Below are 20,032 nucleotides of genomic sequence, written 5' to 3'. Positions count from 1 at the left end.
CATATTAAATTAAAGATTTACGTAATGAAACACTTACTCCTTTTGGTACGTGAGCAACAATTTTTGCTCCTGGTTCGTTCACAGTAACCCATCCTAATCCAGAAAATACAACATCCGTTTTCGGTTCACGAATATTAAATTCGTATTTCACTAACTCAGGCATATTTGCTAATTCCTCTGGCGTTGGCGGGCTTAGTAAATCCCCAGCATGATTTTTATATAATTCATCCGCTTTCTCAAGCTTTGTACGATGGATTGTTAAGCGGTTTGAGAAATGACAAGTAAATGCACGACGACCACCACTTACATAATCAAAGCGTGCCAATCCACTAAAGAATAACGTTTGTTCTTCATTTAATTGGAACACCATCGGCTTAATTTCTTTTGTTGGTGTAATAAGCTTTAAGCTTTGCTTCCCAACATAATGAGCCATTTGATGGTGGTTAATAATACCTGGCGTATCATATAAAGAAGATTCTTCGTCTAATGGAATATCAATTAAATCAAGTGTTGTTCCTGGGAAATGAGATGTTGTAATTACATTCTCAGTTTCATCACTAAATTCTTTAATCATACGATTAATAAATGTTGATTTCCCTACATTCGTACATCCAACGACGTAAACATCTTTGCCGTCGCGATAATACTCAATAGCATCCGCCAGTTCAGCAATCCCTTGTCCTTTTGCTGCACTAATTAAAAAGACATCTTCTGGCTTTAATCCTAGCTGCTTTGCACTATAGCGCATCCAATGCTTTACTTTATCATCTTTTACTGACTTAGGAATTAAATCAGCTTTATTGCCAACAAGTAATACTTTATTATTCCCTACGAAACGATGTAACCCAGGTAACCAGCTACCATTGAAATCAAAAATATCTACAATCTTAACTACTAATGCATCTGACTTTCCAATTCCATTTAGAATGCGTAGGAAATCATCATCTGTTAATGATACATCTTGAATTTCATTGTAATGCTTCAAGCGAAAACAACGTTGACAAATTACTTGCTCTTTCTCTAAAGATGAAGTAGGAGCATACCCCACTTCATTTTTGTTTTCTGTTTGAATTTCTACACCGCAACCAATACATTTAATTGTTTCAGTCAAACTTTATTCCTCCCAGTTAATTAAACCTTTTTTCTTCATATTTCTCATGATTCTTCGTTCGATTTTTCGATTAAAGCGCGTCACTAATCCGTCCGTTTGTGCTACTGGTACAACTAAAATTGTATGAAGTCCCACTCGGTTCCCACCAAGTACATCCGTTAGTAACTGATCCCCAATTACTACAACTTCCTCTGGCTGTAAATCCATCTCTTGTATCGCACGCTTAAATGCGCGAACAAACGGTTTACGTGCACTATGAATAAATGGAATACCTAATGGATCAGCAAAGTCTTTCACACGTTGCTCATTATTATTTGAAACGACCGTCACTTGGATGCCGTTCTCTTTCATTTTCAAGAACCACTCTTCAAGTTGCGGCGTTGCATTTGGACGATCCCATTCAATTAAAGTGTTATCTAAATCAGTAATAACGCCTTTAATTCCACGTTTTTTCAAATCTTCTGGCTGAACATGATATACATTTTTCACATATTCATTTGGTAAAAATAACTTCAATTTCTTTCACCTCTTTGAGGAGTATTCATAAAATTTTTCGACAACATTTTTCGATATACAACCTGTGGATAAAATTGTACACATTTTCCACATTAATCTTTCAGTCAATTCTGAATTTACTAACAAACTATGCACACTTTATCCACCTAGGTTTGTGGATAACCTCTTGTTTGTGACTGCCATATTTTTTTGGTACATTAAATGCAACAACGAATCAACCCTTATATTATTAGGAGGTGACTCACCTTGAAAACAAAACATATGGAACAGTTATCTACTGAGTTACTCACTGAGTCTTATTATAAAGCAAAAGAACTAAAATTAAATCCCGACTTCATTTTACTTATAAAACAAGAAATTATTAGACGCTCATTAGAGGACAAGCTTGCCAAATCGTCTTGATTACATATAAAGTGAAATCTTAATCAGTGGGGGTTCCTATCACCCACTGATTACTAGCCCTCACCAATCGAGCAGTTATCGCCCGCCAAATTTTGAGGCGGGACTCTTCCAGCCCGTTATTATCGGATAGGTTACTGGTCGACCCGTAAAAAGAGCCATCCTACGATGGCTCTCGAATAAACAAGTACTCCCATCTAGGGGATTTCATCATTAAGCATCTTTGTTCATAACTCTTACTTACAGTTATAAAATCTTTTCTTTACTTATGAGATAATCGCGTAGCAATCTTTTCACCAAGACGAAGCTCTTGTCCACTCTTCAGTTCCTGCACTACTTCTATCATATCTTTTTCAAATAATAAAACAACTGTTGAACCAAATGTAAAGTATGCCATCTCTTCACCTTTTTGAACAGTACTTCTTTCATGCAAAAGCTCAATACTATTCACAAACATAGCACCTACTTTTACAAGAGCCATATGCTCACCATCACTATCCACTTCTGTAACAGAACGATAGTTTTTTGACAGTGGTTCTTTCCCGTATTCCATACCAGCTGCATTTACCGGATATGATTTTCTACCGAGTACAAATCTTTCAGTCACAGAACCAGAAAGCGGACTATGAATACGATGATAATGACTTGGACTCAAATAAATTACCATATATGTACCGCCTGCATATCGCTTTGCACGTTCTTCATTACCTAGCATATCCACAATTGAATAACGCTTGCCTTTAATATCAAATGTTTTTGTGTTCTCAATCGGACCGTGATCAGCAAAAACACCATCAACAGGACTAACGATACTCGATGCCTCTGTATCAACACTACGCTTGCCTTCTTTTAGCCTACGCGTAAATAATTCATGCAATGTTCTATATTCCTTCAAACCCTTTTCCATCTCATCTTGATTAATTTGAAAAACTTTCGCATACGATGGAATAATGATAGAGCTCAAACGAGATTGTGCAAATTTACGTAATATATAAGAAGTAAAGCGACCATTTGTAAGTTCGATCATAAATCGATATAATGTACGTCGCAAATTGCGAAACCTCCTAATCAGTCTATAACTTTAGTTTCCCCTTCTTTTCTTTCTATATCATATGTAAAATTGGTTCTTATTCCCACATATCATATAGAACTATACCATGATACATGTAGAAAACTAAGTATGGTATTATTCTTAATTTGTTTAGCACCCTCTAATATTACAGATAGAATCCGTCATTTTCAACAGTGAACATGCATTTCTTCTTAATACAACTCGTTTTCTTTCCATATTTACAAAAAGAAAAGCAGCCAAATTTAAAATGTGGCTGCTTGCAATGTACATTATTCTTTCGCTTTTTTCTCTTTCTCTGCCCTTACAAATTCATGGAACATCTTCATTAAAGCGCGCTTTTCAATTCTTGATACGTAGCTTCTTGAAATACCAAGTGCCTTCGCAATCTCCCGCTGCGTCTTCTCCTTATCAAGCCCAAGGCCAAAACGCTTCACAATTACTTCTTTCTCTCGTTCATCTAAAATATCGATATACTCTTTAATCTTCTCTAATTCCATACTAAGCTGAATCATATCAATTACATCTTCAGACTCTGATTTTAATATATCAATAAGCGATATTTCATTCCCCTCTTTATCTTGCCCGATCGGATCATGAAGTGAAACGTCTTTTTTCGTTTTCTTTAGTACACGTAAATGCATCAAAATTTCATTTTCAATACAGCGTGCTGCATACGTTGCAAGCTTTGTTCCTTTCCCTGCTGAATAGCTCTCAATTGCTTTAATAAGCCCAATTGTACCAATTGAAATTAAATCTTCTGCATCTTCTCCAGTGTTTTCAAATTTTTTAACGATATGAGCTACAAGCCGTAAATTATGTTCAATTAAAAGATTTCTCGCTTGAGCATCACCTTGCTCCATTAACTCTAAGTACTTTTTCTCATCATCTGATGATAACGGCTGTGGGAACGCATTATTTTTCACATAAGAAACAAAGACAAACACTTCTCGAACCATATATCCAATTGCGGCGAATAGACTCAAACCTTTCACCTCCGCCAAAATAGTGGTCTTTATTATGTGTATGTGGGCGTGAGGTTGTTTGTGTCTGTACGACATCATTCCAATATGTTTTTAAGCATAATATTTGTCTCATAAAGCTTCGCTACATATACTTAAACAAAAGATTGGAGAGTGGAATATGAAACATTTCATTACCCTCTTGTTCATAAGTAGCTTGTAAGAGATGAACTCCTTGTACGCTCTTGCAAGCTGCTTGTATTACAAGGAGGGATTACAAATATGAAATTTAAAAGAACACGTGCTTATACAAGACACCAACGTCAACGTACAATGCACCGAAAAATGAATATTGCAAAACATGCATGGGGATATACACCTGAAATTTCCGGTATTTTTGCAAAAGGAAAAGTTCACTGTTCTTGTGGAATGTGCACAATAAAGTTGAGAACAGAAGGACCACCTGCTAGTGTACAGAAATGGTTATACAAAATTGACACATACGAAGAATAATCGTTCTTTCTCAAAAAGGTCTTCTCTCGAAGACCCTTTTCCCTATTTAAAAGCTTATTTACTCCAAATTTTTTCTCCAGTATGCGCATCAATATAACGAATTTCTCGACTACCGTCGAAGGATTCTTTATAATTTTCATCCGTTGTTTGTTTATACAGCAATTGATATACCGTTTCCTCTACATCATGATCTATAGACCATTCTAATTTAACTCGGATAGCCTCTCTGTATATTTCTAACGCTTCTTCTTTTGTTACTTTTGGTGTTGTTTCATATGTAAGTAATTCTTTTATAAATTTGCTAGACTCTCCGGAGTAATGCATCACAGCACCATTCTCTGTATTGATATTAATCATAATATATTTTCCCTCTACATGAATGTCATTTACATATATCGAAAAGGAAAATCTCTCTATCCCCTCTTCCTCTTCATAATCATCCCAAAGCTGAACATACTTTGTTGCATTTGGAATAATTTGTTCTAAAAATTGAAGTGCTTTGTTTAAACACTGCTCTCTTGATAATATTGTTCTCCTTTCTTGTTCGCCCGTCCACATTAAACAAGAAAGCAATTGATTTGTTTCTTTATCTAAAGTCATTCCAACGAGTTTATCATGGTTCAACATCGGAAAATGCTTTTTATAGAACTCATCCATTGAATATGGATCTTTCTCTTCTATTTCTTTTTGTAATTCTTCTTTCAATGCAAATTTCATACGGACTTCATTCTCAAACTCTCTTTCATCTACTTTTATAAATTTATCCTTGTCCCAATCTAATAAATCAAACACATCTTTTTCCCGACTACTTTTTATCGGTTTATTAACAAATATTGTAGGAGGTAATTTATAGTGTTCCGGTTCAAATAAATCTTCTCCTGTGCTTGCATCAATAAACGCATGACTAGGTTCTGGCTTATACACAAGGTGGTACCCTTTTACTTCTTCTCTATTTTCATCCTCACATAAAGAGTGTGTTAAATCTACAAATACAAGTCTCATATCTTGTCTAGCTTTCAAATTTTCTAAAACGACGTTCTCCTCAACAATTTCAATTGGCCATGACGGTTTTTTCTCTATAGCTTTTTGTCCATGATAATGGAAATGCACAACATTACCTGAAGGATGAATTCGCAGAACACATCCTGTATTCGGCAATGGATATCCATTCACTTCCTGCATATAATTTATTTCTTTCAAACCACGCCAGTCGTCCTTAACAGTTACATATGTATAAAGCTCTAATCCTTCTTTTATATATTTTCCCAAGAATATACTCGCAATCTCTTTCGCCCTGTTGTTATCCAACGCTTCATTATTACTCGAAAAATATTCTTCATCATCTACCTTTAACTCAATCAATTCCTCTGTATACCTATTTAGTACAATTTCTATCGTTTTATCCTCATCTTCTTTATGCTCCCACCATAATACGTGAAGTGGCTCATCTACGTTTTTCTTATCATCTACAACAAGCTTATAATCATCGGTGATTTCAATAATATGCGCTACTTTACTTCTTCCATCTCTATCTTTTTGATTCATCATACCCTCTCCTATGTTACAATTTAAGGTAATTATAACAAACAAAACCAAAATACATTAATAAAAAAGACTAGAGATACCTCTAGCCTTCTACTCCGTTTCACGATGTAACGTTACTCACTTTAATCATGGACAATATTTTTGTAATGCCCTTCGATCTGGATTATTTAATTAAGTTATAAAGATAAATCAAATAAAAAAATTAAAATTCCGACAATAATTATTATTCACAAAAAAAGACAAAAAGCTGAAACAATTAGTTCATACGAAATTCACACGAATCTATTACTATAGAAATTGTACATAGTGAAATTATTAACAATCACGTTTATTTATATAGAATCTTACTTGAAAGGAGTTGAAAATATGAAAACTAAATATCGTTTTATGATTTCATCATTTGCTGCTTGCGCTTACATGATTTGGTATTTAGTATAATAACAACCTCACTTGTAAATAGGAAAAGGTGTGTATATAAATGGAATATAATCAATCAACAGTTAACTACTGGAAAGCTTTTGTACTACCGTATACATTTGCTTTAGAAGAGTTAAAAACTAAATTTGAAATTATGAACCGGGAAGCTCAATTTCTAGAGGATTACAACCCGTTTGAACATATAAAAACTAGACTAAAACAACCTGAAAGTATTATTAAAAAGCTAGAACGCAAAAACTTATTACCAACAATTGAAAATGCTCAAACACATTTACAAGATATCATTGGCATTCGTATTACATGCTGCTTCGTAGAAGATATCTACCATTTAAAAAAAGTAATTCAAAAACGTGAAGATATGGAAGTCATAGACGTAAAAGATTATATCGCTAACCCAAAAGGAAACGGATATAAAAGTTTGCACATGATTATTAAATATCCTTTATCACTAAATTCTGGTACAAAAGATGTATTTGCAGAAATTCAGTTACGTACACTTGCGATGGACTTTTGGGCAAGTTTAGAGCATAAACTTTATTATAAATACGAAGGTAATATACCTGAGTATTTAAAAGATGAACTACATGATGCAGCCATGAAAGCTGAAGATCTTGATAATAAAATGGCAACAATTCGTCAAGATATTGATGATATTGAAGCATGCTCAAATCAAATTATGTTACCACTATAAAAAAAGGTTCTCGCCAATGAGAACCTTTTTTCGCTATTTTTAGGCAATAAGACTTCCACCTCAAACTTCAGCGAATGCAAGGGCTAGTTATGAGGTCCTCCCCCACACTACACTGATTAAAGTTTCACATTATTTTTTCTCTATCGTACGAACCTCTTCAATCTTCCATTTATCCTCTTCTTTTCCAAGCGCATACTGTACTTTCTTTTGAAGAACGACTTCCCCATTTATTTCCTTTTCCTTTGTTTCAACAATAACATACTCCGCTTTACTAACTTTCATGTCTATATGCTCCAATTCAATTTTCTTATTTCCATTTTGAAAAGCAGCTTCTTTTTGTGTCTTTAAGTCTTCAGCACTAGGCATCTTCTTTGAAAATAACTCCATATGTTCAGCAAGATTTTTTTCATTCGTCGTCCGTACAAATGCCTCAATAACATCTTGAATGGATTTCTCTTCCTCTTTCGTTATCTGTACCTTTTCCTCAGTTTTTTTCGTAGTAGTTTTTTGTTCCACATGATTCTCCTGAGGTTGACATCCAACTAGTAATAATACAAATACTAGAAGGAATCTTAATTTCCCCAAAAAACCTCTCATCTTTTCATCTCCTAAAAAGAAAAGTGAGGCATTTCGCCTCACTTTCGTTTACAATCAGCGTCTTCCTTTATTCGGATCTCCACCGCCAACAATGTCAAAGACACGTTTCGCTATATTTGTATTCTCTTGCACTCCAGAGAACAAGTATTTCCCTGGTCCGAATGCATAAACATTTACATCTTCACCTGTATGTCCACCTGTTGTCCAGCCCGTAACCGAACGCTTATTGAAAATATCTTCAATTGCATTATCAATCTTTGTTACATCTTTTGACGGAGCTATATCATTTACAGCTTTAATTTCTTCTGGCGTCAATTGTAAATCGATATATTGTTTCAATGTTTCTTCTACATTTGCACCTTTCACAATCTCATTTGCCATAAAGTCTGGGGTACGCTTTGCAGCTTTAATTGGGTCTACTTTAAAGTTATACTCACCATTCGCGCCTAGAGATAATCCACCTGTAGCGTGGTCTGCAGTTGCAACAACTAACGTATTTTTATCTTTTTTCGCAAACTCAATCGCTGCTTTAAATGCTTTTTCAAAGTCTTCCATTTCACTCATTGCACCGACAATATCATTATCATGTCCAGCCCAATCAATTTGACTACCTTCGACCATTAAGAAGAAACCATTTTTATTTTTGTTCAAGCGTTCGATCGCTGCATTTGTCATCTCTTCTAATGAAGGCGTTTTATCATTACGGTCAATCATTTTATCTAAACCACCTGGTGCAAATAAGCCAAGAACTTGATCGCTTTTATCATTTAATAGTTGATTACGATCCGTTACATAACTATAACCAGACTTCTTAAACTCTTCTGTAAGATTACGGTCTTGTCTAACAAAGTTATTTACGCCACCGCCAAGCATAACATCTATTTTATGCTTACCTTTAATTTTCTCATCAAAGTAATCATTTGCAATTGCGTCCATATTTTTACGGCTAATATCATGTGCACCGAATGCTGCTGGTGTTGCATGCGTAATTTCAGAAGTCGCAACTAATCCCGTTGACTTCCCTTTTTCTTTCGCTTGCTCCAACACTGTTTTCACTTCAGCTTTATCATTATCTACTGCAATAGCTGCATTATATGTTTTTATGCCTGCTGACATCGCAGTAGCTGCCGATGCAGAGTCTGTAATATTTTCATGTTCATCTTCTGGATATGTTTTTTGTGTCCCTACAAGATGTTTATCAAATTCTGTAGACTCCATCTCAAATGTTTTTGGATTATCTTTCATATAACGATGAGCTGTCATATATGAAGGTCCCATACCATCCCCAATTAATACGATGACATTCTTAATCTTTGCATTGTTTCCATTCTCATCTGCATTAACCTCACTAGAACGAGTAAAATTCCATGTTGCTACCGAGGTAACTGCTAATGACGCCACAACTGCAAATGGCCATGCTTTTTTTACAAACTTTTTCACTGTCTTGTCCCCCTAATTAGGTTATTCATTTCCCACTATCAAATTTAATAGAAGACTATTAAGAGAAAATTAGTTATATGTAAATTTTTTGTTAACTTATGTAAATATCAGTTATAATTTGTATAAGTTTGTCTTTTTGTATCACACCTCATTCCCTTTACAATCTAAATATAAACAAGTTGGATTTCATTTTACTTAAATCTCTTATTTTACATTTTGAATCTATTTGCATGAAATAAATAGAAATGTGGTGAGCCTTTATGAAAATAGTAAAACTAAATAAATCTTTTATTTTTGATTTACTCGACCTTTGCAAAGCTGTTGGCTGGTTACAAGATAAAACCTTTATGAAAAAACAATTCGAGATGTATCTTTCTATTGGCACACTTGTGGGTTATATTCATGAAAATAAACTCATTGCAGCTGGAGGCGTATTTCCCTTTACAAATAGCTTCTCTTCCATTGGCATGTTAATCGTCCATCCTAATTTTCAAGGACGAGGGATAGGGCGTATGTTGTTAAATAAGTGCTTGGAACACACTCATCCCAATCAACCAATTGTACTTCTTGCGACAAAAGCCGGTGAGCCTCTATACACATCATGCGGATTTCAAACAGTAACGACAATTCATCGTTTTGAAAAACAGACTTCTAAGACGACTACTTCTCTTACACAACAAGTAAATGAAAAAGACCTTATGCCTCTTATTTCTCTCGATCAAATTGCAACTGGTACTAACCGTTCTCTACTTTACTCGTTGCTATTACCAAGAGTTGTACACTCTTTTAAAATCGAAAGAGATGACTGTATAGAAGCTTTTTCCTTATGCATACAAAAAGGTAATACATTATGTATCAATCCACTTATTGCAAAACAAGAGGAAGATGCTATTCAATTATTAAAAAAAATTTGTGAATGTTGGAGCGGCACAATACGAATTGATGTCCCACATTCACAATTTACATTTCGTAAATTTCTTCAAACAGACAATTTCCAAGAAACGCTCCTTTCACCTCTTATGATAAAAAATGGTGACCAACTTCATGGAAATCGTAATATGCTATTTGCTATGATAGATACAGCGTTATGTTAGAAAGGGGACACCTAATTGAAGCGGTTTAGCTATTATATGGTAGGTTGTCTTACTCTTACACTATTAGTAGGATGTAGTGCAGCAGAAAAGCCAGTAGAACAAGTAAAACAAGTTAAAAATACAATTACAGCGAAATTAACTACCGAGGAAAAAATGGTAGAAATAGATGGTCAAACCATTTACTTCAAAAAGATTGGTAATGAAAAACCACCTTTACTTATGATTCATGGATTTGGAGGGTCATCGGATGGTTTCCAAAAGATTTACTCAGATTTAGCAAAAGATTATACGATTATTTCTGTTGATGCTTTAGGATTCGGACGCTCATCAAAGCCGATGGACTTTTATTATTCTTTTCCAACTCACGCAAACTTATATTATAAGTTAATGAAAAAACTTGGGTATGATTCATTCGCAATACTTGGTCATTCAATGGGCGGAGAAATTTCTCTTAATTTAACATATTTATACCCTGAAGCAGTTACTCACCTTATCTTAACTGATGCTACAGGTGGCCCTCATACATTCGTGAATAAACAAGGCTCACCAAAACCAAAGTTGTCGACTGATTTAAATACCGTTTCTGCTGTTACAGATTATGATGAGAGCAAAGTGAAATTCAAGCGGAATGACGAAGAGCATTATAATAAAATGAAGTTATGGCCTAGACGTCTTCAAATCAATGCAAATGAAATCAAACAACCAACATTAATTATATGGGGAAGAAATGATAGTAGCGTTTCTTGGAAAGAAGGAGAAACGTATCATCAATTCTTAAAAAATAGTACTTTCCATATTATCGAAAAAGGTTATCACGCACCATTTCGTCAAGAGCCACAAGAATTTGTAGGGTATGTAAAAGACTTCTTCGAAAAAAACCCTATAATTTCTGAAAAATAAACGGGTATCTCATTTTGAGATACCCGTTTTCATATATTAAGCAGCTTGCTTTTGGCTTTTTTGAGTTTTTGATCCTAATACTTTCGGGATAACAAAACCATCCATTCCAAATTTCCCAGCATTCATACCCGAAACAAGAACGAACATAGATAAGATAACCATTTCAGGGTTCACACCAAGTGACCCACTAAACATATAGGAAAAGTTCATTACAAGACCAAAAAAGACTGCTGTTTTTGTTAAACAGCCTACAATTAAACCAATTCCGACTAAAATTTCTCCCCATGTTACAAGTGTATTAAATAAATCAACGTTTGGAATTGCGAAATCTTGTAAAAATGATGCCCACCAAGATTGCACAGCCGGTTGTGCTCCTTTAGATTTTTCAATTGCGCCTTGTAAATAACCAGTTGCATCGAATCCTTTTCCTTGTAGCTTACCGATTCCAGCCATTAACCATGTATAACCAAGATACACTCGAATTACTGCCAACACAAAAGAAACTGCTTTGTTTTCTCTTAAAAATTGAATAACCATATCTTCCTCCTAAGGTTGTAATTAAGTCAATTACAGATAATACAATAACATTAGTTGCTTATTTTTCAAACGTTAATTCTGAATAATTTACGACATACATATTAAACATTAAAAACTAACGTTTATATAGTAACTTCTATTACCTGTAAAAACTTGAACATATCATACCACAAGTGATAATCATTTTCATTAAAAAAATGTGTGCTAAATGTGAAACGTGTTTATTCTATATTTGAATAAACACGTTTCACACTACTTGTATAGTCGAAATGTATGCGTCTCTTTATCAATGAATCTCAATTCTTGAAAAGCTTCTTCAAACGTTTTTTCATGGTTAATACCCCCGTAAAATAAGCGTATTGTAAACATAATTGCTGCATTTCCATCTACATAATCTATCGATCCAATATACAATTTTGTACCACTTCGTAAAAAAGATTCTGCTAGATTTTTTCTCCTAACGTACACCCACTATTTACAATATATGTATTATGCAATTTTGCATACTTATCCCGCATTAGCAGGATAAGTTCATTTCATATATACCCGTTTCTCTCAAAAAATCAGATCTAGTTAAAACAACTTTCTCTAAATACTGCCTATACGCTGTAATTGTTCCGTCATGAGATACAATGCAAATTCTTTCAGCACTTATCTCATAACACCAGCTAATAAATCCATCTACTATTTGCTGAAAACTATTCTCTGAAATAGTATTTATCCCTTCCCGCCATAAAAGCTTATTTCTACCTTTCTCAATCGAAAAATGTGGAAATAACTTTTTTATCATTTCTTGATCTACTATGCGATCGCACGGTAATGTTTTTGCTCCTTCTCGATAAGGAAAAATACGTGGAGATACGTATGGATGGACGATTTTTTGACAACCAACTTTTGCACTCCATATTGTCGCCGTTTGCAGGGTTCGAAGTGTAGGGCTAGCGATTAATATGTCTGTTTCTTGTAATGATATATCAGATTGAAGTAATTTAGCCTGATCCATTCCCTCTACCGTCAATGGAGGATGTAATACTTGTAAACTCGACGGCAGATTTTTTGTATGTTCCCCTTCACCGTGCCGAATAAAAACGAGTTTCATACCTCTTCCCCTCTCACTTTAAAATAAGCTCACGTATTTCTTCCCTATTTCATTCTTTATTCCTGCTACACGAACAACCTGTATGTAAAAAAAGTTTGACACATATAATTGGAAAACATTACAATTATATGTGTCAAATACTTTTTACAACAAGGGGGGGGATTACAAATATGAAATGGATTATCGCCTTTATCGGAATGATCATATGGGGATACATAAATGGCTTTTTTAATAGCGATAAAACTGCTAATCCTTGGATTACAGATGATGAACGTGAAACAAAAATTAAACATAAAGCAATTATCGCGAGTTGGTCTGGCGTTTTCATGTTTTGTATCATTAACCTCTTAAACAAATGGTTAGATTTAGGCGGAAGTGAAAAATCACCTTTCTTACCCGATCCTGTCGCAACTATTGTAAAAGAAAATGTAGAGTTACAAGTTTTACTCATGCTACTTATTATGTATGGAATATTTTACTTATATTATCGAAAAAAACTAAGCGCTTAATTTTCATCTCATGATTATCCTCCTAAATGGTTATAGTAACTATGACGAATTGAAAGGAGAGATATACAAATGAGTAACTCAAATGACTTTTTAGATACACTACATGAAAAACAAGCAAAAGATGAACAAAATAGAAAGCGCCAAGGGCACGGAAATCCAGCGAAAAAAAAGCCAAATAAAACACATAAATAACAATGAAAAAACCTACCTAAAATTATCTTTTAGGCAGGTTTTTTATTCTTCTTTCACCGAAATGACATTTTCCCAATTCCATCTCTCATAATACCACTCTGGTACATCTATATTTTCAATCCATTTCTTTTCATGTTTTCCATCACTATGAGCAATCCATAGGTCCGCTTTCTTACGATCTGAACGTATCCATATTAATTGGTTGCTCTTCTTTAAGAAAATGGGATGATAATCGCCTTTTTTATTTGATTGCTTTGTGATTTGATGCTGTTTATCGCTTGTACTATCGACCTCATATAAAGATGGTAGCGGCCTTTTTTCTGGCGGAGTTTCTATCCCTGCCTCTTTTGCTCGTGAAACGATAATTACGTTATCGTTCTTCCATGTAAAATCCCATTCGACATAATCAGAAAAAATTTCACAAAAAATTTCCAGTCCACAGAGGATTAGTATGAATTATGTCGAAAATATAGTTTAGCCAACATCAGATTTTATAATTTAAAGTAAAAATGTAAGATAATTTTTCTGAATATTAGGACTTTTTATTAGGGGGAGTTTCAATGAAAAAAACTACATCTACACTATTAAGTATGGCGCTCGTCTTTTCAAGTTTTGGAGCTTTAAGCGCCCATGCTGAATCACTGCAAAAGGAGAAGCAATTTAGTCCACAGTTAAAAGCGAATATTGAACAATGGTGAGAAAATAAAATCGCGCAAAATGTTGAAACAAAAACATCAAAAGAAATTTCAGTCATTGTAGAATTGCAACATGCACCACTTGCTTCACAAAGTAACATTCAGCATGCTCCAGATTTAAAAAATAATAATGCGCAGTCTTATCAGGCACAACTTAAAAAAGCACAGGAAGATACGACTAAAAAAATAAAAGAAAAAGCACCGAAGGCAACGATAAAAGAAACATATAGTACTTTATTTTCTGGGTTTTCTATTTCTATCCCAGGAGATCAAATTGCTGCTTTAGCTTCTTTACCTGAAGTAAAAGCAATTTATCCGAACTTAACATATAAGTTACATGAAACATCAAAAAGCCCAGCAGATCAAGAAACACCAAATGTTGGAGGCCCTACAATTGGTGCACCTGAAGCATGGAATTTAAAAGATCCAACTGGCAAACCGCTTGATGGAAAAGGAATGAAAGTCGCTGTTATTGATTCAGGTGTAGACTATACCCATCCTGATTTACAAGCAAATTATATCGGTGGCTATGATGCAGTCGATGAAGATAATGATCCGATGGATGGAAACGTCCACGGTACCCATGTTGCTGGAATTATTGCTGGTAACGGAAAAATAAAGGGGATTGCTCCGAATGCTTCTATTCTAGCCTACCGTGTCATGAATGATGGCGGGACTGGTACAACAGAAGATATTATTCAAGGTATTGAGCGCGCTATTCAAGATGGTGCCGATGTTTTAAATCTATCTCTTGGTCAAGATTTGAATGTACCTGATCAACCTGTAACAATGACGTTAGAACGCGCAGCAAAACTTGGTGTTACTACGGTCGTCTCAAATGGAAATGATGGGCCAAAACCTTGGTCTGTTGATGCTCCTGGTAACGCAAGTAGTGTCATCTCTGTTGGAGCATCTACAGTTTCTATTCCATTTCCAACATTCCAAGTAGCTGATTCCAATAAATCTTACCAAGGATTACCTTTATCAAAAGCAGATTTCCAAGTAGGAAACGATGCTCAGCTTGTATATGTTGGCTACGGTAATCCAAGCGATTACGCTAAACAAGATGTGAAAGGGAAGTTCGCCCTTGTTTTACAAGGAACTTCGAGCACGTTAGTAAAAGCAGAACAAGCGAAACAAGCTGGCGCTCTCGGCGTGCTACTAATTTCTAACGAAAAAGAAATTAATATTATGCCCGAATATTTTGGACGTGAAGATGTAGCTCTTCCAGTTATGCAACTATCAAATACAAATGGTGAAGAGTTGAAAAATTTAATTACAAAACGAAAGAAAAATATAAAAATTGGACAACCAAGCCAAACCGAACTTATTGGTAACTTCAGTTCAAGAGGACCATCACAAGGAAGTTGGCTCATAAAGCCTGATATAGTTGCACCTGGAGTGAAAATTACTAGTACAGTACCAAGAGGTGGCTATGAATCTCACAACGGAACAAGTATGGCTGCGCCACAAGTAGCGGGGGCCGTTGCTCTGCTGCGTCAAATGCATCCTGATTGGACGACAGAACAATTGAAAGCAGCTCTTGCCAACACTGCAAAAACATTAAAGGATGTCAATGAAAATACATATCCTGTCATGGCACAAGGATCTGGTTTAATTAACATTCCAAAAGCAGCAAAAGCAGATGCATTAGTGAAACCAAACAATGTAAGTTTCGGTCTCATTAAACCTAATAGTGGCAAAGTGAAGTTAACACAAAATATTACGTTACAAAATCTTTCTAACAAAAAGAAAAACTTCTCAACTCGCATTGAATTACTAGATACAAAAACAAAAGTCCAGACTTCTTTCCCTTCTTCTATTAGTATGAAACCGAATAGTGACATCGAAAAGCCGTTTACTATTACTGTTGATAGCTCCTTACCACAAGGCGTATATACAGGAAATCTATATGTAAAAGAGCAAGGGAAGACTGAAGAAATACGTATTCCATTTACATTTAGCATCGATCCGAAAGAATACAAGCGTATTGATGGCCTTGAAATCGTTAATTCTACTTTCAGTCCAAATAATGACAAAATACTAGATGACAACCTGATCAATTATTATTTAGTTACACCAGTTGAGGATGTAACATTTCATGCTAATTTAATTACGAAAGACCGAATAACATATCAAGGCATAGTATATCAAGGTAAAAATGAAACACCTGGTTATAAATCTTTCAAATGGAATGGTACAAAAGCTGATGGATCCCCTCTATCCGATGGCTTATACCAAATCGAAGCTGTTGCTTCTAACTCTGGTGGAGAAACAAAACAAACAGGAGCTGTGTTTATCGACCGAACTGCACCGAAGTTAACATACGAAGTTGACCAAGAAAATCTTGTAATTAGAGGGAACGTTGACGATATTCTACTAGATTGGATGACAGAATCTGGATGGGTAGCACCTGGCATTCCAGTGAGAATGCAATATGAAATTAACGGAAATGGTGTATGGGAAAATGCATTCCTGAACACTTGGGAGAAAAACTACGCCATTTATTTCGATCGTAATCAATTACAACAAGGAAAAAATGCAATTCACATTGTAGCAACTGATGCTGCTGGAAATACATCTAATTTAAATGTTGATTTAGAAGTGAAATAATGTGGTACAGTGATTCTTTCGCCCCTATCGGAAATTCCGATAGGGGCTTTTTCTATTTCTCACGCAAACAAATATTAAATAATTCAGAATTTTATGATAAAATTATAAGCGCTTACAATTTTAAAAAGAGCTGGTACAAGCTATACAAAACCGATATTCAATTTTATAGAAAAAAGGAGGATGTCTAAATGACAAAGAAAACAGAAATTCCATCGCATTTAAAACCATTTGTATCCACACAGCATTATGATCAATACACACCGGTGAATCACGCTGTTTGGCGTTACATTATGAGACAAAATCATAGTTTCTTAAAAGACGTTGCTCATCCAGCCTATGTGAATGGACTACAATCATCTGGTATTAATATAGATGCAATTCCAAAGGTAGAAGAAATGAATGAATGTTTAGCACCAAGCGGATGGGGAGCTGTAACGATTGATGGACTTATTCCGGGCGTAGCATTCTTTGATTTTCAGGGGCATGGCTTACTACCAATCGCAACAGATATTCGCAAAGTAGAAAATATCGAGTATACACCAGCTCCAGATATTGTACACGAAGCAGCTGGACACGCACCGATTTTACTTGATCCTACATATGCAAAATATGTGAAACGATTTGGACAAATTGGAGCAAAAGCTTTCTCTACAAAAGAAGAACATGATGCGTTTGAAGCTGTTCGTATATTAACGATCGTAAAAGAAAGCCCAACTTCTACACCTGAAGAAGTTGCAGCCGCTGAAAATGCTGTAATTGAAAAGCAAAACTTAGTTTCTGGTTTATCAGAAGCCGAACAAATTTCACGTCTTTTCTGGTGGACGGTAGAATATGGATTAATCGGAAATATAGACAACCCAAAAATCTACGGTGCTGGTCTGCTTTCTTCTGTCGGCGAAAGTAAACATTGCTTAACAGATGCTGTAGAAAAACTTCCATTCTCCATCGAAGCATGTACAGGGACAACTTATGACGTAACAAAAATGCAACCACAACTATTTGTTTGTGAATCATTTGAGGAATTAACAGAAGCACTTGAGAAGTTCTCTGAAACGATGGCCTTTAAAACAGGTGGTAAAGAAGGATTAGAAAAAGCGATTCGCTCTGAAAACCATGCAACAGCTGAACTAAGTAGTGGATTACAAATTACAGGTACATTTACAGAGACGATTAAAAATGATATTGGTGAAGTCATTTACATGAGAACAAGCTCTCCAACTGCATTAGCAATTCATAATAAACAGTTGGCAAATCATTCTACTTCCATGCACAGCGATGGATTCGGAACACCAGTCGGATTATTAGCTGGAGATATTGCATTAGAGAATTGCACAGAAGAACAATTACAACCACTAGATATTACAATTGGAAATAGTGCGGAGCTTACTTTTGCAAGTGGTATTCATGTAAAAGGAACAGTAACAGATATTGTAAAGAATGATAATAAGATTGCTCTTATCTCATTTATAAATTGTACAGTTACTCATCAAGATCGTTTATTATTTGACGCTTCATGGGGAGCATTTGATATGGCGGTTGGTTCAACAATCACTTCCGTATTCCCAGGTGCAGCAGATGCAGCATCGTTTTTCCCAGCGGATGAAGAAATAGAAGAAACTCCAACACCTCTTACATTAACTGAACTAGATCGTATGTATCAAACCGTTCGTGATATTCGTAATGAAGGTATTTTACACGACGCCCATGTCGATCAATTAGCAGCAATTCAAGAAGTATTAAATAAATTTTATCCGAAAGAATGGCTGCTTCGCCTTGAAACATTAGAATTACTTTTAGAGCATAACAAAGGTCACGAAACATCAGCAGCACTATTACAACAACTGTCTACTTTCACAACGGACGAATCTGTAACACGCCTTATTAACAATGGTCTTGCGTTACTAAAGATAAAGGATGTGAAAAATGATGCAACGATTAACTGAAGAACAAGTTCAAGAGGAATTATTGAAGTTAGATAAATGGATGATAAAAGATGAAAAATGGATTGAACGAAAATATATGTTTTCCGACTACTTAAAAGGAGTCGAATTTGTCTCTGAAGCCGCCAAACTATCAGAAGAACATAACCACCACCCATTTATCCTTATACAGTATAAGGCAGTTATTATTACTTTGTCATCTTGGAATGCAAAAGGTTTAACAAAGCTAGATTTTGACCTTGCACAACAATTTGATGAACTATTTTTACAAAACGAAAAAGCAATCATAAGAAAATAAAAGGAGAAGCCTTTTTTAGGCTTCTCCTTTTATTTTGAAATGTATACAGTGTCCAAATGGATCGTTGGCCTGTAATACTCCATCTTTGTACGTAGCAATCTTGCCAATATTTTTTAAGCTTTCACATACTTGCTCTTTTTGTTTTTCATCTGCTAATACAATTGTGAAATGTTTCAAGCCAACGGAATTTGGCATTTGCGCTGGTATCCCTTCACCTTGCCATGTATTTAAGCCAATGTGGTGATGATAACCACCTGCGGATACGAACAGCGCTCCATTACGAGCTGGGATTGTTACATCAAAACCAAGGCCATCAACATAGAAACGTTTCGCTTCTTCTAAGTCAGCTACATGTAAATGAATATGTCCCATCACAGTACCAGCTGGGAACCCATTCCATACACTTCCTTGCTGTAATAATTCTTCACCAGCTAACGGGTTACTAACAAATGGTAGCTCTCCATTCTCATCACGCCAAACTTCCTTTTGACGATCATGATAAATTTCAATCCCATTTCCATCTGGATCAGCTAAATAAAGAGCTTCACTAAAATAATGATCGGCTCCACCGTGCAATGGATATACCATCTCTACAAGGTGACGAAGAATGTTCGCTAAGTCTTGTCTGTTTGGTAATAAAATTGCGTAATGATATAACCCTGTTCTTCCTCTTTGTTTCGGAAAAGCTTCTTTCTTTTCTTCAATGATAAGGAGTGGTTCATCATTTTCATTCCCAAATGTAACGACTGCTGCCTCTTCTTTTAGCACTTTCATGCTTAGTACTTCCGTATAAAAATCTAGTGATTTCTTTATATTTGATACGTATAAATGAACAACACCAAGTGCTGTTTCGGGATGAAGTTGAAAGCTCATC

General features: G+C 35.2%; 19 protein-coding genes and 3 pseudogenes. 10 read left to right on the top strand and 12 right to left on the bottom strand.

Annotated features, from left to right (window positions below; genetic code table 11):
• Positions 1–4: 4 nt before the first annotated feature.
• On the bottom strand, positions 5–1,111 hold the full coding sequence (gene yqeH / locus COI75_RS10735; protein WP_000140805.1) for a ribosome biogenesis GTPase YqeH: 1,107 nt from the start codon (positions 1,109–1,111) through the stop codon (positions 5–7).
• Between the two features lie 3 nt (positions 1,112–1,114).
• Positions 1,115–1,627 (bottom strand): YqeG family HAD IIIA-type phosphatase, encoded by a 513-nt coding sequence (locus COI75_RS10730; protein ID WP_000765304.1) that lies wholly within the window; start codon positions 1,625–1,627, stop codon positions 1,115–1,117.
• Between the two features lie 246 nt (positions 1,628–1,873).
• Between COI75_RS10730 and COI75_RS10725 the strand changes: the two genes are divergently transcribed.
• A complete protein-coding gene (locus COI75_RS10725; protein WP_000850093.1) occupies positions 1,874–2,029 on the top strand; it encodes a sporulation histidine kinase inhibitor Sda in 156 nt (51 codons plus the stop codon).
• A 259-nt stretch (positions 2,030–2,288) separates the two neighbouring features.
• Here COI75_RS10725 and COI75_RS10720 read toward each other — a convergent pair whose 3' ends face one another.
• Together COI75_RS10720 and sigK are read right to left on the bottom strand one after the other, a co-directional pair.
• Positions 2,289–3,077: a phosphatidylserine decarboxylase gene (locus COI75_RS10720; protein ID WP_001254981.1), complete on the bottom strand. Its 789-nt coding sequence runs from the start codon at positions 3,075–3,077 to the stop codon at positions 2,289–2,291.
• A 290-nt stretch (positions 3,078–3,367) separates the two neighbouring features.
• Positions 3,368–4,081 (bottom strand): RNA polymerase sporulation sigma factor SigK, encoded by a 714-nt coding sequence (sigK, locus tag COI75_RS10715; RefSeq protein WP_000051381.1) that lies wholly within the window; start codon positions 4,079–4,081, stop codon positions 3,368–3,370.
• 258 nt (positions 4,082–4,339) lie between these two features.
• On the opposite strand from sigK, the gene COI75_RS10710 reads away from it, so the two are divergent.
• Positions 4,340–4,570 carry a hypothetical protein gene (locus COI75_RS10710; protein ID WP_000669687.1) on the top strand — a complete coding sequence of 77 codons (231 nt, stop codon included), beginning with the start codon at positions 4,340–4,342 and terminating at the stop codon, positions 4,568–4,570.
• Between the two features lie 54 nt (positions 4,571–4,624).
• Here the strand turns inward: COI75_RS10710 and COI75_RS10705 are convergent, their stop codons facing one another.
• A complete protein-coding gene (locus tag COI75_RS10705; protein ID WP_002095275.1) occupies positions 4,625–6,118 on the bottom strand; it encodes a YcdB/YcdC domain-containing protein in 1,494 nt (497 codons plus the stop codon).
• Between the two features lie 475 nt (positions 6,119–6,593).
• Here COI75_RS10705 and COI75_RS10700 point away from each other — a divergent pair, with 475 nt between their 5' ends.
• A complete protein-coding gene (locus COI75_RS10700) occupies positions 6,594–7,244 on the top strand; it encodes a GTP pyrophosphokinase (protein WP_000456208.1) in 651 nt (216 codons plus the stop codon).
• Positions 7,245–7,373: 129 nt separating this feature from the next.
• On the opposite strand, the gene COI75_RS10695 is transcribed toward COI75_RS10700, so the two are convergent.
• Both COI75_RS10695 and COI75_RS10690 read right to left on the bottom strand, forming a co-directional pair.
• Positions 7,374–7,841, bottom strand: coding sequence for a hypothetical protein (locus tag COI75_RS10695; RefSeq protein WP_001213933.1), 468 nt, complete (start codon positions 7,839–7,841; stop codon positions 7,374–7,376).
• A gap of 54 nt (positions 7,842–7,895) precedes the next feature.
• A complete protein-coding gene (locus COI75_RS10690; protein WP_000714903.1) occupies positions 7,896–9,281 on the bottom strand; it encodes an alkaline phosphatase in 1,386 nt (461 codons plus the stop codon).
• A gap of 260 nt (positions 9,282–9,541) precedes the next feature.
• Here COI75_RS10690 and COI75_RS10685 point away from each other — a divergent pair, with 260 nt between their 5' ends.
• Together COI75_RS10685 and COI75_RS10680 are read left to right on the top strand one after the other, a co-directional pair.
• Positions 9,542–10,375, top strand: coding sequence for a GNAT family N-acetyltransferase (locus COI75_RS10685; RefSeq protein ID WP_000706709.1), 834 nt, complete (start codon positions 9,542–9,544; stop codon positions 10,373–10,375).
• Positions 10,376–10,390: 15 nt separating this feature from the next.
• On the top strand, positions 10,391–11,275 hold the full coding sequence (locus COI75_RS10680; protein ID WP_002095273.1) for an alpha/beta fold hydrolase: 885 nt from the start codon (positions 10,391–10,393) through the stop codon (positions 11,273–11,275).
• A 36-nt stretch (positions 11,276–11,311) separates the two neighbouring features.
• Here the strand turns inward: COI75_RS10680 and COI75_RS10675 are convergent, their stop codons facing one another.
• The 3 genes and pseudogenes from COI75_RS10675 to COI75_RS10665 form a co-directional block, all read right to left on the bottom strand.
• A complete protein-coding gene (locus COI75_RS10675; protein ID WP_000236604.1) occupies positions 11,312–11,812 on the bottom strand; it encodes a DoxX family protein in 501 nt (166 codons plus the stop codon).
• Between the two features lie 252 nt (positions 11,813–12,064).
• Positions 12,065–12,321: pseudogene (locus COI75_RS10670) on the bottom strand (delta-aminolevulinic acid dehydratase); the annotation flags it as partial.
• A gap of 8 nt (positions 12,322–12,329) precedes the next feature.
• Positions 12,330–12,911 carry a histidine phosphatase family protein gene (locus COI75_RS10665; RefSeq protein ID WP_000779688.1) on the bottom strand — a complete coding sequence of 194 codons (582 nt, stop codon included), beginning with the start codon at positions 12,909–12,911 and terminating at the stop codon, positions 12,330–12,332.
• Between the two features lie 170 nt (positions 12,912–13,081).
• On the opposite strand from COI75_RS10665, the gene COI75_RS10660 reads away from it, so the two are divergent.
• Together COI75_RS10660 and COI75_RS10655 are read left to right on the top strand one after the other, a co-directional pair.
• Positions 13,082–13,420 carry a hypothetical protein gene (locus tag COI75_RS10660; protein WP_000871129.1) on the top strand — a complete coding sequence of 113 codons (339 nt, stop codon included), beginning with the start codon at positions 13,082–13,084 and terminating at the stop codon, positions 13,418–13,420.
• A gap of 69 nt (positions 13,421–13,489) precedes the next feature.
• Positions 13,490–13,612, top strand: coding sequence for a DUF4023 domain-containing protein (locus COI75_RS10655; RefSeq protein ID WP_000071860.1), 123 nt, complete (start codon positions 13,490–13,492; stop codon positions 13,610–13,612).
• 42 nt (positions 13,613–13,654) lie between these two features.
• Here the strand turns inward: COI75_RS10655 and COI75_RS10650 are convergent.
• Positions 13,655–14,017, bottom strand: a pseudogene (locus tag COI75_RS10650) (translocation protein TolB); the annotation flags it as partial.
• 155 nt (positions 14,018–14,172) lie between these two features.
• Here COI75_RS10650 and COI75_RS10645 point away from each other — a divergent pair.
• From COI75_RS10645 to COI75_RS10630, 3 genes and pseudogenes are all read left to right on the top strand, one after another.
• Positions 14,173–16,920 (top strand): annotated as a pseudogene (locus COI75_RS10645) (S8 family peptidase).
• 188 nt (positions 16,921–17,108) lie between these two features.
• Positions 17,109–18,863, top strand: coding sequence for an aromatic amino acid hydroxylase (locus COI75_RS10635; RefSeq protein ID WP_000163181.1), 1,755 nt, complete (start codon positions 17,109–17,111; stop codon positions 18,861–18,863).
• Positions 18,844–19,158 (top strand): 4a-hydroxytetrahydrobiopterin dehydratase, encoded by a 315-nt coding sequence (locus COI75_RS10630; protein WP_000983698.1) that lies wholly within the window; start codon positions 18,844–18,846, stop codon positions 19,156–19,158. Before COI75_RS10635 ends, COI75_RS10630 begins: the two co-directional genes overlap by 20 nt.
• Positions 19,159–19,173: 15 nt before the next feature.
• Here COI75_RS10630 and COI75_RS10625 read toward each other — a convergent pair whose 3' ends face one another.
• A complete protein-coding gene (locus COI75_RS10625) occupies positions 19,174–20,031 on the bottom strand; it encodes a VOC family protein (protein ID WP_000009852.1) in 858 nt (285 codons plus the stop codon).
• Position 20,032: the final 1 nt, after the last annotated feature.

Origin of the sequence: Bacillus cereus (assembly GCF_002564555.1) — a bacterium.
Classification (GTDB): Bacteria; Bacillota; Bacilli; order Bacillales; family Bacillaceae_G; genus Bacillus_A; species Bacillus_A cereus_K.
The sequence above is the reverse complement of the archived record's forward strand: the minus strand, read 5'-3'. Positions and strand labels throughout refer to the sequence as shown.

Coding starts and splice junctions, on each gene's coding strand:
- COI75_RS10710 (WP_000669687.1), top strand. CDS start 4,340: ATGAAATTTAAAAGAACACGTGCTTATACAAGACACCAACGTCAACGT.
- COI75_RS10705 (WP_002095275.1), bottom strand. CDS start 6,118: ATGATGAATCAAAAAGATAGAGATGGAAGAAGTAAAGTAGCGCATATT.
- COI75_RS10700 (WP_000456208.1), top strand. CDS start 6,594: ATGGAATATAATCAATCAACAGTTAACTACTGGAAAGCTTTTGTACTA.
- COI75_RS10695 (WP_001213933.1), bottom strand. CDS start 7,841: ATGAGAGGTTTTTTGGGGAAATTAAGATTCCTTCTAGTATTTGTATTA.
- COI75_RS10685 (WP_000706709.1), top strand. CDS start 9,542: ATGAAAATAGTAAAACTAAATAAATCTTTTATTTTTGATTTACTCGAC.
- COI75_RS10675 (WP_000236604.1), bottom strand. CDS start 11,812: ATGGTTATTCAATTTTTAAGAGAAAACAAAGCAGTTTCTTTTGTGTTG.
- COI75_RS10665 (WP_000779688.1), bottom strand. CDS start 12,911: ATGAAACTCGTTTTTATTCGGCACGGTGAAGGGGAACATACAAAAAAT.
- COI75_RS10660 (WP_000871129.1), top strand. CDS start 13,082: ATGAAATGGATTATCGCCTTTATCGGAATGATCATATGGGGATACATA.
- COI75_RS10655 (WP_000071860.1), top strand. CDS start 13,490: ATGAGTAACTCAAATGACTTTTTAGATACACTACATGAAAAACAAGCA.
- COI75_RS10635 (WP_000163181.1), top strand. CDS start 17,109: ATGACAAAGAAAACAGAAATTCCATCGCATTTAAAACCATTTGTATCC.
- COI75_RS10630 (WP_000983698.1), top strand. CDS start 18,844: ATGATGCAACGATTAACTGAAGAACAAGTTCAAGAGGAATTATTGAAG.
- COI75_RS10625 (WP_000009852.1), bottom strand. CDS start 20,031: ATGAGCTTTCAACTTCATCCCGAAACAGCACTTGGTGTTGTTCATTTA.